The sequence below is a fragment of the Streptomyces sp. NPDC005898 genome, assembly GCF_040629635.1.
Lineage (GTDB): Bacteria > Actinomycetota > Actinomycetes > Streptomycetales > Streptomycetaceae > Streptomyces.
In genome coordinates, this window is sequence record NZ_JBEXWC010000012.1 from 87,714 (window position 1) to 102,210 (window position 14,497).

General features: G+C 71.2%; 13 protein-coding genes. 10 read left to right on the plus strand and 3 right to left on the minus strand.

Annotated features, from left to right (window positions below):
* Positions 1-18: 18 nt before the first annotated feature.
* Positions 19-2,862 (minus strand): penicillin acylase family protein, encoded by a 2,844-nt coding sequence (locus ABZ385_RS18305; protein ID WP_358912177.1) that lies wholly within the window; start codon positions 2,860-2,862, stop codon positions 19-21.
* Between the two features lie 210 nt (positions 2,863-3,072).
* Between ABZ385_RS18305 and ABZ385_RS18310 the strand changes: the two genes are divergently transcribed.
* The 6 genes from ABZ385_RS18310 to mscL all read left to right on the plus strand — a co-directional run bounded on the left by ABZ385_RS18310 (position 3,073) and on the right by mscL (position 9,077).
* Positions 3,073-4,611: a potassium/proton antiporter gene (locus tag ABZ385_RS18310; protein WP_358583718.1), complete on the plus strand. Its 1,539-nt coding sequence runs from the start codon at positions 3,073-3,075 to the stop codon at positions 4,609-4,611.
* Positions 4,612-4,848: 237 nt separating this feature from the next.
* Entirely contained in the window at positions 4,849-6,120 is a 1,272-nt protein-coding gene (locus ABZ385_RS18315; protein WP_358699004.1) for an MFS transporter, read from the plus strand.
* 67 nt (positions 6,121-6,187) lie between these two features.
* Positions 6,188-6,529, plus strand: a complete 342-nt coding sequence (locus ABZ385_RS18320) for an FmdB family zinc ribbon protein (protein ID WP_358912179.1) — start codon at positions 6,188-6,190, stop codon at positions 6,527-6,529.
* A gap of 354 nt (positions 6,530-6,883) precedes the next feature.
* Positions 6,884-7,741 (plus strand): S-methyl-5'-thioadenosine phosphorylase, encoded by an 858-nt coding sequence (locus tag ABZ385_RS18325; RefSeq protein WP_358583724.1) that lies wholly within the window; start codon positions 6,884-6,886, stop codon positions 7,739-7,741.
* 202 nt (positions 7,742-7,943) lie between these two features.
* The gene (locus tag ABZ385_RS18330) at positions 7,944-8,462 is read left to right on the plus strand and encodes an RcpC/CpaB family pilus assembly protein (RefSeq protein WP_358912181.1); all 519 of its coding nucleotides are present in this window, start codon (positions 7,944-7,946) and stop codon (positions 8,460-8,462) included.
* Between the two features lie 135 nt (positions 8,463-8,597).
* Positions 8,598-9,077 (plus strand): large conductance mechanosensitive channel protein MscL, encoded by a 480-nt coding sequence (gene mscL, locus ABZ385_RS18335; protein ID WP_358912183.1) that lies wholly within the window; start codon positions 8,598-8,600, stop codon positions 9,075-9,077.
* Positions 9,078-9,084: 7 nt separating this feature from the next.
* On the opposite strand, the gene ABZ385_RS18340 is transcribed toward mscL, so the two are convergent.
* Positions 9,085-9,285, minus strand: coding sequence for a hypothetical protein (locus ABZ385_RS18340; protein WP_358583729.1), 201 nt, complete (start codon positions 9,283-9,285; stop codon positions 9,085-9,087).
* A gap of 233 nt (positions 9,286-9,518) precedes the next feature.
* On the opposite strand from ABZ385_RS18340, the gene ABZ385_RS18345 reads away from it, so the two are divergent.
* The 4 genes from ABZ385_RS18345 (at position 9,519) to ABZ385_RS18360 (ending at position 14,230) form a co-directional block, all read left to right on the plus strand.
* On the plus strand, positions 9,519-10,823 hold the full coding sequence (locus tag ABZ385_RS18345) for a low temperature requirement protein A (RefSeq protein WP_358700268.1): 1,305 nt from the start codon (positions 9,519-9,521) through the stop codon (positions 10,821-10,823).
* 13 nt (positions 10,824-10,836) lie between these two features.
* Positions 10,837-11,985: a P1 family peptidase gene (locus tag ABZ385_RS18350; RefSeq protein ID WP_358912184.1), complete on the plus strand. Its 1,149-nt coding sequence runs from the start codon at positions 10,837-10,839 to the stop codon at positions 11,983-11,985.
* 128 nt (positions 11,986-12,113) lie between these two features.
* Positions 12,114-13,331, plus strand: coding sequence for an Ig-like domain-containing protein (locus ABZ385_RS18355; RefSeq protein ID WP_358583733.1), 1,218 nt, complete (start codon positions 12,114-12,116; stop codon positions 13,329-13,331).
* A 143-nt stretch (positions 13,332-13,474) separates the two neighbouring features.
* Positions 13,475-14,230, plus strand: coding sequence for a DUF6227 family protein (locus tag ABZ385_RS18360; protein ID WP_358583735.1), 756 nt, complete (start codon positions 13,475-13,477; stop codon positions 14,228-14,230).
* On the opposite strand, the gene ABZ385_RS18365 is transcribed toward ABZ385_RS18360, so the two are convergent.
* Positions 14,227-14,481, minus strand: a complete 255-nt coding sequence (locus ABZ385_RS18365; protein ID WP_358583737.1) for a hypothetical protein — start codon at positions 14,479-14,481, stop codon at positions 14,227-14,229. The two genes, ABZ385_RS18360 and ABZ385_RS18365, sit on opposite strands and share 4 nt — an antisense overlap.
* Positions 14,482-14,497 lie beyond the last annotated feature (16 nt).

The window sequence follows — 14,497 nt, forward strand, 5'->3', positions numbered from 1 at the left end:
AGCGGGTGCCGGTCCCGGTCAGGGGCGCAGGACCAGCTTGTCGCTCGTACTCTTCTCGACCGCCTTGTCGGTGTAGGCCCACGGCAGCAGTTCGCCCTTGGCCCACTTGTCGGTCTGGTCGGTGTAGTGCGCGTTGTACGCGTGCCCCGAGGCACCGGTGAGGTTGATCCACTTGGACTTGTCGAGGTCCTTGAGGTTCACCACCATGCGCATCGACGGCACCCAGACCACGCCGTAGCCGCCCGCCGCGTTCCAGCCGGTGGCGTTCACCGCGGCCTCACCGCCGCCGAGGTTCCACGGCCCGCGGTTGAGCACGAACTGCAGCCAGCCGGGGCCTTCGGTGCCGAGCGTCTGGTTCTTCAGCGTGAGGCGGTGCAGACGGCCCCAGCTCCAGCTGTCGACGTCCTTGCCGAGCTTGGCCGTCAGGTCCCAGCGCGCGTCCTCCAGGGCCCTCGCGAACAGGCCGTCGCGGGTCTTGGTCGCCCGGTCGGTGCGGGTCGCCGGCGTCTTCCACCAGTCGTTGGTCCGGTCGTCGATGATCTTGCGGATCACCTCGTAGTAGCGGTCGCCGCCGTCCGGCTGCGCCGAGTCCGCGTCCCGCTCACCGCACTCGCGCACCTTCTTGCCCTCGTCGGCCGGGCCGGTGTTGCCGGCCGGTTCGACGTTCAGGCACTGGCCCTTGACGCGCAGCTCCTTGGGGAGCTTGTTGCCGAAGGCGAGCCTGAGGATGTTGCGCCAGACCGAGTTGAAGTACGCCGCCGCCGCCGAGTCGGCGTCCTGGGTGTAGTCCCAGCCCTCCAGGAGCTTCTGCGCCTCGCGGACGTACTTGTCCTTGACGTCGATCTTCAGCAGCTTGGGCACCAGCAGCTTGGCGATCTCGCTGCTGTTGTCCATCTGCATGAGGCGCATGTCCTCGGTGGAGATCTTGCCGCCGTTCTTGATCTTCGACTGGATGAGGTCGTCGATCCGCTGGCTGCGCGCTCCGTAGCCCCAGTCCGAGGTGAGCTTGTACGGGTACTTCGCCTTGTCGCCGTCGTCGATCACGGCCTGGTTGGCGGTGACGATGTAGCCGCGCTCGGGGTTGTACTCGTAGGGCAGCGCGCCCTGCGGGATGTAGCCGTCCCAGCGGTACGCGGGGTCCCAGCCGGGCGCGGGGAGCGAGCCGTCGCCCTTGCCGCGGGTGGGGATCTTGCCGGGCGCCTGGTAGCCGATGTTGCCCTTGGTGTCGGCGTAGATCAGGTTCTGCGAGGGCACCTCGAAGGAGGCGGCCGCCTTGCGGAACTCCTTGAAGTCCGTCGCCCGGTTGAGCTCGAAGACGGCGTCCATGGAACGGCCGGGGGTCAGCGCGGTCCAGCGCAGCGCCACTCCGTAGCCGTCGCCCCGGTCGGGGGCGGCGCTGTCGACGCCTGCCTTCTTGCCGACCTTGACCAGCTCGTCGTCGCGGTCGGAGATGAGCGGGCCGTTGTTGGTCTCGCGGACCCTGATGGTCTTGTCCTTGCCGCCGGCGACCTTGATGGTCTCGTCGCGCGTGGTGAACGGCACCACCTTGTCGCCGTACTGGTACCCGTCCCCGGTGAACTTCTCCAGGTACAGGTCCGTGACGTCGGCGCCGAGGTTCGTCATGCCCCAGGCGATGTCCTGGTTGTGGCCGATGACCACGCCGGGCATGCCGGAGAAGGTGTAGCCCGAGACGTCGTAGCGGCACTTGTCCGAGACCGAACGGCAGTGCAGGCCCATCTGGTACCAGACGGAGGGCAGCTGCGGCGCCAGATGCGGGTCGTTCGCCAGGAGCGGTTTGCCGGTGATCGTGTGCTCGCCGGCGACGACCCAGGAGTTCGAGCCGATGCCGTTGCCGTTCGGGCCGAGGATCGCGGGGACCCCGTCCAGGGCGTCGGAGAGGCCCGAGAGCTGCGACTGGAGGCCGTCGGGACTCTGGGCGCCACCGGCGAGGCCGGAGCCCGCCGTGCCGCCGCCAGAGCCCGCGGCGCCGCCGGCGCCGGTCCCCGTGCCGGTCCCGCCGGCCCCGGCGCCCGTGCCCGTGCCCGTACCGGTCCCCCCGGTGCCGGACTGCGTGCCCGTGCCCTTGGGGTCGTACTTCTTGCCGAGGCCGTCGTACGCGCCTTCCCGCACGATCGGCTTGTTCCGCTTGTACGGGTACTCCGGGTACAGGTCCTTGATCTGCGAGGGGCCGAGGCGGCTCGTCATCAAGGAGCGGTCGATCTCGTCCTGCATGTTGCCGCGCAGGTCCCAGGCCATGGCCTTGAGCCAGGCCACGGAGTCGACCGGGGTCCACTTCTGCGGCTCGTAGTCGTTGGTGAAGCCGAGCGCCGCGTACTCGACGGAGATGTCCTTGCCGTCCTTGCCGTCGAGGTAGGCGTTGACTCCCTTGGCGTAGGCCTGGAGGTACTTCTTCGTCTCCGGGGAGAGCTTGGAGTCGTACTCCTTCTTCGCCACCCGGTGCCAGCCGAGCGTGCGCAGGAACTCATCGTTCTTGACCTGGCTCTTGCCGAACATCTCGGAGAGCCGCCCGGAGGTCATATGACGGCGGACGTCCATCTCCCAGAAGCGGTCCTGCGCCTGGACGAAGCCCTGTGCCATGAACAGGTCGGCGTCGGACTCGGCGTAGATCTGCGGGATTCCGTTCCCGTCGCGCTTCACCTCGACGTTGCCGGAGAGGCCGTCGAGCTTGATCGTTCCCTTGGTCTGCGGGAAGGAGGAGCGCACGGCGCTGATGCTCCAGTACGCGCCGAAGCCGATGCCTCCGACGATGGCCAGGACCAGGACGATCACGACGAGTCGGGCTCGGCGCCCCTTCTTCTTGCCGGACTTATGACCGGAAGAGGCGGTGGTGTTGGAGGGCATCGCTGTCCTTGCTGTCCTTACGCGAGCGGCAGGGCGGGCTGTGCTGTCGAATGGGCGGCTCTGGGAGCGCTGGAGCAACCATAGGCGCAGGGCGTTGTGACTCCGGACGCGGAGTCAGGAACCGGACCCCAGAAGATCGTATGCGCGTTCGAGAGCATCAAGAAGGCGTTAACAATTAGGTAAGGTAACGAAGTACTTGGCTCGCAAGAAGTGCTTGTGCGCGCACGGAGGAAGGAACGGCCCCTGACTGTCCACCACCTCAACCAGCTCCTGCTCGTCTCCTCGCTCGTCCTGCTCGTCGCGGTGGCGGCGGTCCGCGTCTCGTCCCGCAGCGGGCTCCCCAGCCTGCTCCTCTACCTCGGCATCGGCGTCGTCATGGGCCAGGACGGCATCGGCGACGTCCACTTCGACAACGCCGAGCTGACCCAGGTCATCGGCTATGCCGCCCTGGTCGTGATCCTCGCCGAGGGCGGCCTCGGCACGAAGTGGAAAGAGATCAGGCCCGCCCTGCCCGCCGCGGCCGTGCTGTCGACCCTCGGGGTCGCGGTGAGCGTGGGCGTCACGGCGGCCGGCGCGCACTACCTGGTGGGGCTGGAATGGCGGCCCGCGCTGATCATCGGCGCGGTCGTCTCCTCGACGGACGCGGCGGCGGTCTTCTCGGTGCTGCGGAAGGTGCCGCTCCCCTCGCGCATCACGGGCGTCCTGGAGGCCGAGTCGGGGTTCAACGACGCCCCCGTGGTGATCCTCGTCGTGGCGTTCTCCACGGCGGGCCCGGTGGACGACTGGTACCTGCTGGTCGGCAAGATCGCCCTGGAGCTGGCGATCGGCGCCACGATCGGCATCGCGGTCGGCTGGCTCGGCGCCTACGGCCTGCGGCACGTGGCGCTGCCCGCCTCCGGCCTCTACCCCATCGCCGTCATGGCCATCGCCGTCGCCGCCTACGCCGCCGGCGCCATGGCGCACGGCAGCGGCTTCCTCGCCGTCTACCTCGCCGCGATGGTCCTCGGCAACGCCAGGCTGCCCCACTGGCCCGCCACCCGCGGCTTCGCCGAGGGGCTCGGCTGGCTCGCCCAGATCGGCATGTTCGTCCTGCTCGGCCTGCTGGTCACCCCGCACGAGCTGCTCGACGACACCTGGCAGGCCATCGTCATCGGCCTGGTCCTGACGATGGTCGCGCGCCCCCTGGAGGTCGTGCTGAGCCTCCTGCCGTTCCGCATGCCCTGGCAGGAGAAGGCGCTGCTGTCCTGGGCCGGGCTGCGCGGCGCCGTGCCCATCATCCTGGCCACGATCCCGATGGTGAGCGGCGTCGAGGACAGTCAGCGGATCTTCAACATCGTCTTCGTGCTCGTCGTCGTCTACACCCTCGTCCAGGGGCCCACGCTGCCCTGGCTGGCCAAGCTGCTGCACATCGGCGGCTCCCCGGAGGCCGCCGACCTCGGCATCGAGTCCGCGCCGCTGGAGCGGCTCCAGGGCCATCTGCTGTCGGTGGGCATCCCCGAGGGCTCGCGGATGCACGGCGTCGAGGTGGCCGAGCTGCGCCTGCCCGCCGGATCGGCCGTGACGCTGATCGTGCGGGAAGGTGAATCGTTTGTGCCGCTGCCCACGACCGTGCTGCGGCGCGGCGACGAGCTGCTCGTGGTGGCGACGGACCCGGTGCGGGACGCGGCCGAGCGGCGGCTGCGCGCGGTCGGCCACGGCGGAAAGCTCGCCAGTTGGCTGGGAAACGACGGAGAAAAACACCAATCGTAGGTGGCGGGGGTCTCATCGGCTGCGATCACAGGGGCAGATGAGGCCTTTGCCTGTACGATAAAGGGACCTGTAAAGGTCACCTGATCGAACCAACTCTGCCTGACGCAGGGCTGGCGCGACCGTATGGCGGCCGTGGCGCCCTCGCAGTGGGCCCCGGCATCTACCGCAGTTCCGCGCAAGAGGACAGCTCTCGGCGCCCCCGCACGGGCGCTACCAGGCGGCAGAAAGGCACGGGCCGTGGCATCCACGGTCACCGCATCCCGCCCGGGCTACGGACAGCTCCTGCGCACCCCTCGCGCCTGGACGTTCCTGCTCCCCGGCTTCGCGGCACGACAGCCGTTCGCGATGCTGACGATCTCCATCGTCCTGCTGGTCCAGCACACCACCGGCTCCTACGGTGCCGCGGGCGCCGTCTCGGCCGCCACCGGCGTCTCCATGGCGCTGTTCGCCCCCTTCAGCGGCAAGCTCGCCGACCGGTTCGGGCAGCGCGCCGTGCTGGTGCCCGGCGTCCTCGTCCACAGCGCGTCCGTCATCGCCCTGACGGTGCTCGCGCTCTCCGACGCGCCCTTGTGGGCCCTCTTCGTGGCCGCCGTGCCCGCGGGTGCCTCGACGCCGCAGATCGGCCCCATGGTGCGGGCCCGCTGGGGCGTCAAGCTCCAGGACTCCCCGCTGGCCACCACGGCGGCCGCCTTCGAGTCGGTCACCGACGAGCTGACCTTCGTCCTCGGGCCGCTCCTGGCGACCGCCCTGTGCACCGGTGTGGACCCCTCGGCGGGTCTCCTCACGGAGGCAGGGCTCACGCTGGTCGGCGGTCTGCTGTTCGCCGCGCAGAAGGGCACCCAGCCCAAGCCGTCCTCGCAGGACGAGGGCCACGCGCGCGTGGAGCACGTCTCGGCGCTGCGGGTCCCCGGAGTGCGGGTCCTGATCGTCACGTTCCTCGGGATCGGCGCCGTCTTCGGCGGCATGCAGGTCTCGCTGGCCGCCTTCACCGAGTCCATCGGCGAGCCCGGCCTCAACGGCGTCCTGTACGGCACGTTCGCGGCGGGCAACATGCTCTCCGGGGTCGTCTGCGGCGCCATCGCCTGGAAGGTCTCCCCGCAGCGGCGCCTCCTGGTCGCGTACGCGGCCCTGACGCTGATGGCCTCGGGCCTGTGGGCCGCGCACTCCGCGCTGCTGCTCGCCGGCCTCGGCCTGCTGGTCGGCGTCTGCATCGCGCCGGCGCTGATCACCGGCTACACGCTGGTCGACAAGCTGGTCGCGCCGACCGGCCGCACGGAGGCCTTCACCTGGCTGACCGGCGCCGTCGCGCTCGGCCAGGCGGCGGCCGTCACGGTCGCGGGACAGCTGGAGGACCACTTCTGGGACGGGGCCGGGTTCCTGGTCCCGCTGGGCGGCACCGCACTGGCCCTGGCGGTCCTCGTGACCCTGCGCTCGCGGCTCGTCCCGAAGGACTCGGGCCGCACCGTCGCGCGTGGCGTCGGTCACCGCGTGCCGGTCACGGTGGACTGATCCCCCGGAATACGTCACTATGGATCGTCGTTAGCACTCATCGAGTGAGAGTGCCAGGAGGAAGCAAGTGCCGACGTACCAGTACCAGTGCACCGAGTGCGGCGAGGGCCTCGAGGCGGTGCAGAAGTTCACTGATGACGCCCTGACCGTGTGCCCGAGCTGCGACGGACGCCTCAAGAAGGTGTTCTCCGCGGTCGGCATCGTCTTCAAGGGCTCCGGCTTCTACCGCAACGACAGCCGCGGCTCGTCGTCCAGCAGCACGCCGTCGACGACCCCGTCGAAGTCCACGTCCGACACGAAGTCCTCCACGACTTCCGCCGCGGCCTCCTCGACTTCTTCGTCCTCGTCGTCCTCGTCCTCCGGGTCGTCGTCGTCCGGCTCCTCGTCGGCTTCGAGCTCGGCCGCCTAGGGCTTCCAGGCTTCTTCCGCAAGGCCCCGCCGTCCACCGCGACGACGGGGTCTTCGGCGTGTCCCCGTGAGCCGGGTGACGGGGCTTCGGCGTGCCTCCGCGAGCCGGACGGCGGGGCTTTGGCGTGTTCCCCGCGAGTCGGATGGCGGGGTCTTCGGCGTGTCCCTGCGAGTCGGACGGCGGGGCTTCGGCGTGTCCCCGCGAGTCGGACGGCGGGGCTTCGGCGTGTCCCGCGAGGCGGGTGGCGGGGGCTTCAGCGTGTCCCGCGAGCCGGAGGACCGGGGCTTGAGGTGCCTCCGCGAGCCGGAGGACGGGGGCTTCAGCGTGTCCCGCGAGGCGGATACCGTGCGGCCCATGGTGAACACGGCGAACGTGACCCGGGCCGAGATCGGCGTGATAGGCGGCTCCGGTCTCTACTCCTTCCTCGACCACGTGACCGAGATCCAGGTCGACACCCCCTACGGAGCCCCGAGCGACTCCCTCTTCCTCGGCGAGGCCGGGGGGCGGCGGGTCGCCTTCCTCCCCCGCCACGGCCGGGGCCACCACCTGCCGCCGCACCGCATCAACTACCGCGCCAACCTCTGGGCGCTGCGCTCCGTCGGCGTGCGCCAGGTGCTCGCACCGTGCGCGGTCGGCGGGCTGCGCGCCGAATACGGGCCGGGGACGCTGCTCGTGCCCGATCAGCTCGTGGACCGCACCAAGGCGCGGACGCAGACGTACTTCGACGGGGTGCCGCTGCCGGACGGCACCGTGCCCCGGGTGGTGCACGTGTCGCTCGCCGACCCGTACTGCCCCGTCGGGCGGGCCGCCGCGCTGGAGGCCGCGCGCGGACGCGGCTGGGAGCCGGTGGACGGCGGGACGCTCGTCGTGGTCGAGGGACCGCGCTTCTCGACCCGGGCCGAGTCGCGCTGGCACGCCGCCCAGGGCTGGTCGGTGGTGGGCATGACCGGGCACCCCGAGGCGGCGCTGGCACGGGAACTGGAGCTCTGCTACACGTCGTTGACGCTGGTCACCGACTTGGACGCGGGCGCGGAGACCGGCGAGGGCGTCTCGCACGAGGAGGTGCTCCAGGTGTTCGCCGCGAATGTGGACCGGCTGCGGGGCGTGCTGTTCGACGCCATCGCGGGGCTGCCGGGGGCGGGGGATGGGGAGCGGAACTGTCTGTGTGCCGGGGCGCTGGGCGGGATGGATCCGGGGTTCCGGTTGCCGTGAGGGGGCCGGGCCTGGGACTGGGTCTCAGCTGGGGCTGGGGGTCGGCGGGGGCGCCGTGGGGGCGCGGTGGGCGGAATTGCTCCTTCGGGTGAGGGAGTTGTCCACAACCGGTGGGTAGTCCACGGGCCTCAGCGGGGATCGGCGCAGACCTGCATCGTGGGTGCGGAAGAGTCCAGTCCTCGCACCGCAGGCGGTGGTTGTCGTGACCCAACTCCCTTCCCGCACCCGGCCGGCCGACGGCTGCCCTGTCCCCCACTTCACGCCCGTGCGGGTGCGCCGCGGGCATCCCCGGCTGCGCCGGCTGCTGCGCCACCGGCGGCGGGCCCTGGCCGTGGGACTCGCGATGACCGCGGCGGCCCTCGCGTCCTCGGGGCCGCCGGGCGAGGACCGGCCGCCTGGCCCGGCGGCGTCCGCCGAGCCCTCGCGGGAGCGCGGGCGGGCCATGGAGACGGTGAGCGCGCCGGTGCGCATCGCGGACGCGACCACCGCGGGCCTGTTGCGCCCCGGCGACCGCGTCGACGTGATCGCCGTGGAGGGGACGCCGGGGGGCGGCGCTAAGCCCCGGGTGGTGGCGGCCGCGGCCCGGGTGTCCGAGGTGCCGGAACAGCCGGAAGGGCCCGCCGAGAGCGGGGCGTTGGTGGTGCTCTCGGTGCCGCGCGACACGGCGTCACGGCTCGCCGGGGCAGGGGCGAACGCCCGCTTGGCGGTGACGTTGCGATGATCGGCGTCGTGCGCGGTCGTACGGGCACCCGGTCACGTCGCTCGTTCGTGAGAGCGAATTGGACAGGCCGTCCACGCTCTGGCGTAGGTTGCGGAGTTGTTTGTTCCGCAACCTGCACGTGCGACGAAAGGCCTCGTGGTGAGCGAGAAGAAGGAACCGGGCGTCTGGGAGGGCTTCAAGGCCTTCCTGATGCGCGGCAATGTGGTCGACCTGGCCGTCGCGGTGGTCATCGGCGCCGCGTTCACGAACATCGTGAACTCGCTGGTGAAGGGGGTCATCAACCCACTGGTCGGCGCCTTCGGCACCAAGGACCTCGACCACTACCGCTCGTGCCTGAAGTCTCCCTGCGAGACGAACGCCGCGGGCGAGGTCGTCAACGGCATCCCCATCATGTGGGGTTCCGTGCTGAGCGCGGTCCTCAGCTTCCTGATCACCGCGGCCGTCGTGTACTTCCTGATGGTGCTGCCGATGGCCAAGTACCTCGCGCGGGTCGCGGCCCGGCGGGCCGAGCGGGAGGGCACGAAGGAGGTCATGGAGGTCTCCGAGCTGGAGGTCCTCAAGGAGATCCGCGACGCCCTGGTGGCGCAGCGCGGCTCCGGGCCCTACAAGCAGTAGCCCGGGCTCAGAGGTGGTGGGGCGGCTTCTCGTCGAGGAAGCGTGCCAGGTCGGCGGCGCTGCCACCGCCCGACTCGGCCCGCTCACCCCACCCTCGGTCCGTATCGTCCGAAGACTGCTGCGACAGCGGATCGTCGAAGATCAGCGCGTTCTTCGGCTTCTTCGGCTCCTCCGGATCGCGCGATTCGGGGGCGGGGGCGGTACTCATGCCTCCAGGGTACGTCGGCATGCTTCAAGGGTACGTCGGCCGCGTCCGGCGGTGGCTGTCAGACGGCCTGGAGGCCCTGGGTCGCGAAGATCCCCATCTCCTCGGTCTCGGCGATCCGCGCCGCATGTGGAAGCGGGCGAGCGAGCCCAAAGGCGTGAAGCTCGGCAGGGCTTCGGATCCTGCGGGCCCCCCGGGTCCCGGATCGGCGCGCGGCGTCTGCTGTTGTGGTCCGCATGACGTCATCCCCACACCCCGCCGACTCCCCACACTCCCCCGACCCCTCGCACCGCTCCCACGCCTCCCCCTCCCCCGACCCCGCACGGTCCTCCGACCCCGTACGGCCTTCCGAGCCCTCGCACGCCTCCGACTCCTCCGCCCCGGCCAGGCCCCTGCGGCCGCTCCTCGCGCGAGGGCGGGAGGAGCGGCACCGGGCCGCGACACCGCTGGAGCTCTTCTTCGACCTCTGTTTCGTCGTGGCGGTCGCCCAGGCCGGTGTGGAGCTGGTGCACGCCGTCGCCGAGGGGCATGCGGGCGAGGGCGTCCTCAACTACGCGATGGTCTTCTTCGCGCTGTTCTGGGCCTGGGTCAACTTCTCCTGGTTCTCCTCGGCGTACGACAACGACGACGCGCTGTTCCGTGTGGTCACACTGATCCAGATCGCCGGCGTCCTGGTTTTCGCGGCCGGGGTCTCCAAGGCCTGCCAGGAGCACGACTTCCTGCTGATCTGGCTCGGCTACCTGATCATGCGGATCGCCCTGTCCTCCCAGTGGCTGCGCGCGGCGAGGGCGGCGACGGGCGCGGAGCGCACGACCGCCCTGCGGTACGCGATCGGCGTGGTGCTCTGCCAGATCGGCTGGTCGGGGCTGCTGTTCCTGCCCGAGGACGGCCGGCTGTGGCTGTTCCTCGTGATGGCGGTCGCCGAGATGTGCGTGCCGGTGATCGCGGAGCGGACGTACACCACGGCCTGGCACCCGCACCACATCTCGGAGCGGTACGGCCTCTTCACGATCATCGTGCTGGGCGAGACGATCGCGGCGGCGACGGTCGCGGTGAAGTCGGGCATCGAGGAGAACGACGCCCTGGACGAACTCCTGCCGATCGCCGCGGGCGGTCTGCTCATCGTCTTCGCCGCGTGGTGGATCTACTTCGTCGTGCCGGCCCATGGGCTGCTGCGCGACAACCGCCAGGCGTTCCTGTGGGGATACGGCCACTACGTGATCCTCGGATCGGCCGCGGCGATCGGCGCCGGGATCGAGGTGGCGGTCGAACAGGCCGTGGGCGAGGCGCATCTGTCGACGACGGCCGCGTCCGCCGCGGTCACGGTGCCGACGGCGCTGTACCTGATCACCGTATGGGCGCTGCACGCGCGGTACTTCAAGGTGGGGCTCGCCCAGCAGATGGTGTTGCCGGTGAGCGCGTTGGCGACGCTGGCGAGTACGTTCGCCGGGCGCTGGGCGGTGCTCGTCGCGGGGCTCGTGGCGACGGCGACGGTCGCGACGGGGGTGACGCTCACCTCCCGGACGAGCCGCCGGGCGTGATACGCATCGGCGTATGACCCCTGACTCCGCCCCTGACTCCCTGAGCACGGTGACCGCGAGCGCGGTGACTGCGAGCGCGGTGACCGCCGGCGCGGGTGGCTCCCTGACCGACGTCGCGGGGCTGCGCGTCGGGCACGCCACCCTGACCGGTGACGGGCGGCTGACCGGCACCACCGTGGTGCTGGCGCCCGAGGGGGGCGCCGTCGCCGCCGTGGACGTGCGCGGCGGCGGGCCCGGCACCCGCGAGACGGACGCCCTCGACCCGCGCAACCTCGTGCGGGGCGTGGAGGCCGTCGTCCTCACCGGCGGCAGCGCGTACGGCCTGGACTCGGCGGCCGGGGTGATGGCGTGGCTGGAGGAGCACGGGCGCGGGGTGCGCGTCGGCGCCGATCCCGCCCACGTCGTGCCCGTCGTGCCGGCCGCCTGCGTGTTCGACCTGGGCCGGGGCGGCGACTTCCGGGCCCGGCCGGACGCGGCGACCGGCCGGGCGGCGGTGGAGGCGGCGGCGCGCACCGAGCCGTTCACCCCCGTCGTGGAGGGCAACGTCGGCGCGGGGACCGGGGCCGTGGTCGGCAGGTTCAAGGGCGGTGTCGGCAGCGCGAGCGTCCGCCTCGGCTCGGGCGTCACCGTCGCGGCGCTGGCCGTGGCGAACGCGGCGGGGTCGGGGGTCGACCCGGGGACGGGCGCGCTGTACGGGCGGTACTTCGAGGGGCGGCGGGTCGAGTACCCCGCGCCGGAGGTCCACGAGGAGGCGCTGCGGCATCTGGCCGAGGCCGCCGCCGAGCACGGGCCGCCGCCCCTCAACACCACCCTCGCCGTCGTCGCCACCGACGCGGACCTGACCAAGGCTCAGGCGCAGAAGCTCGCGGGCACCTCCCACGACGGGATGGCGCGCGCCGTGCGCCCCGTCCACCTGCTCAACGACGGCGACACGGTCTTCGCGCTCGCCACGGGGGAGCGCCCGCTGGACGCCGGGAACCCGCTCGCGCTCAACGAGATCCTCGCCGCGGGCGCCGACCTCGTGACGGCGTCGATCGTGCGGGCGTTGCTGGCGGCGGAGTCGGTGCGGACGCCGGGCGGCGCGTTCCCGGCGTACCTCGACCTCTATCCGGGGCCTCGCTTCCCGGCCGCCGGGCGGGGCAAAGGGGCAGCCATGGGGTAAATGCCCGCCCAGGTGGCCGAATTGGGCGCCATAAATGTGCCCGCGCTCACACGCGGCGGAGGGAACTACTCCGCACGCCGGGCCGCTCTTTACTCGTACTGGATCAGAACCCGTACTTGGAGCAGCTCGTGACAAGGTCAGTCATAGTCAACCCCCGGCGCCGTGCCCTGCTGGCCGCCACCGCGCTCGCCGCCGTGGGCGCGCTGACCCTCACCGCCTGTGGCGGGGACGCGGGTGCCAAGGACGACAAGAAGGGCGCGAACGAGTCGGCCAAGGGTGCCGACATCACCATCTCGTCCAAGGACGGCGCCACCGACGCCTCGATCAACGCCACCAGCGTCAAGGTCAAGGGCGGCAAGCTGACGAGCGTGAAGATGACGTCGGTGACGTCCGGCGCCGCGGTGGAGGGGACCCTCTCCGGCGACGGCACCTCCTGGAAGCCCAAGGGCCAGCTGGAGCGCGGCACCAAGTACAAGGTGACCGCCAACGCCAAGGACCCCAAGGGCAACGCGGCGACGGAGAACGCGACGTTCACCACCGTCTCCACTGCCAACAGCTTCATCGGCAGCTACACCCCGGACGGCGGGGCCACCGTCGGCGTCGGCATGCCGGTCTCCTTCAACTTCGACAAGGCGATCACGCAGAAGAAGGACGTCCAGTCGCACATCACGGTGACGTCCAGCAGCGGCCAGAAGGTCGTCGGCCACTGGTTCGGCGACCAGCGCCTGGACTTCCGGCCCGAGGAGTACTGGAAGGCCGGCTCCAAGGTCACCATGAAGATCGACCTGGACGGCGTGAAGGGCGGCAACGGCATCACTGGCGTGCAGCACAAGACGGTCACCTTCACCGTCGGCCGCGCGCAGGTCTCCACCGTCGACGTGCAGGCCAAGAAGATGACGGTCGAGCGGGACGGCAAGGTCATCAAGACCGTCCCGATCTCCGCGGGCAGCCCCTCGAACCCGACGTACAACGGCAAGATGGTGATCTCCGAGAAGTTCACCCAGACCCGTATGAACGGCGACACGGTGGGCTTCGGCGGTGAGTACGACATCAAGGACGTGCCGCACGCCATGCGCCTGTCCACGTCGGGCACCTTCATCCACGGCAACTACTGGGGCTCGCCCTCGGTCTTCGGCAGCGCCAACACCAGCCACGGCTGCGTCGGCCTCCAGGACGCGCGCGGCGCGGGCGACCCGAACACCATGGGCGCCTGGTTCTTCAACAACTCCCTGATCGGTGACGTCGTGACCGTCAAGGGCTCGCCCGACAAGACGATCGCCCCGGACAACGGCCTCAACGGCTGGAACATGTCGTGGAGCGAGTGGACGGCGGGCAGCGCGAGCTGACGCCGCCGGCCCGGACCAACCGCGCGAGCCACGTGGGAACTTGCCACGTGGCTCGCGCGTTTTCCCGTTCCCGGGCATGATGTCCGACCCAGGGGCTACGGTATGCACTCACCAGGTGACATGCAGCAACGCCGGGAGAAGCCTTGAGCGTTCCGTACGACACGGCGTACGAGCCACCCGAGTCGCCCGACCCACACTCCCCGGAGGAGCATCTCGAGCGACTCCTCGGCCGTGCCCTCAACTCCTTCGACCTGCCGGACGAGGTGCTGGCCCGCCTCGACTCGGCCCTCGCCCACGACAGTGCCCTGCACTCCGCGCACCACAGCGCCGGCCTGCACCGCGAGACGTACAGACACACCTGGCTCCTCGCCGACGCGTCCGTGCTCACCCTCTGGGAACTGGTGCACAACACCTCGCCGGGCAGCGCCCCGACGTACGAGCTGTACGCCGACGAGGAGGAGGCGGGCGTCGCCACCTCGCGGCTGCCGCTGCCGCCCGATCCGCCCGACCGCGGCCGGCCTCTGCCGCTCCAGATGCCCGCCGACCCCGCGCCGCGCCACACGTACGTGCCGGACGACTCCGCGGACCACGCGCGCAGACTGCTGCGCCGCGCGGAGAACGCGGACCGCCCCGGCGAGGACGTCGCGCGGCTGCTGCGCTCGGCGTTCGCGCACCAGATAACGCAGGCGTTCGGCCGCCCCGCCCCCACGGGCGGGGCGCGTCCCGGCTTCGCGCTCTACGAGCACGCGTTCCTGCTCTTCGACGGCGGCGAGGTGAGCCTGTGGGAGGTCGAGCACACCCTGACCCCCGACGGCCGCCACATGTGCGAGGTGTACGCGACCCAGGAGGCGGCCCGCGCCGCGATGGAGCGCAGAGCCGGGAACACGGCGGCGGGTTAAGGACGCCGCTCGCCGAACTGGCGTACGAGACCGGCGAAGGCGGCCCGTTCGGCCGAGGTGAGTTCCACGCTCTCCCAGTGCGGTGGGCCCTGCTGGCCGGGCAGGACGCCCAGGCCGTGGGCCTGGCGCCCCGCCCCTGCCTGGGGGTGCTCCCTGCGCATCACCCGCACCAGGCCGACGGCCCAGACCGCGGTCGCCACGGCGAGCACGGCCACGCCCAGCTGCTGAACGATCGAGACATCCCGGAACATGCGGCCCAGTAGACAA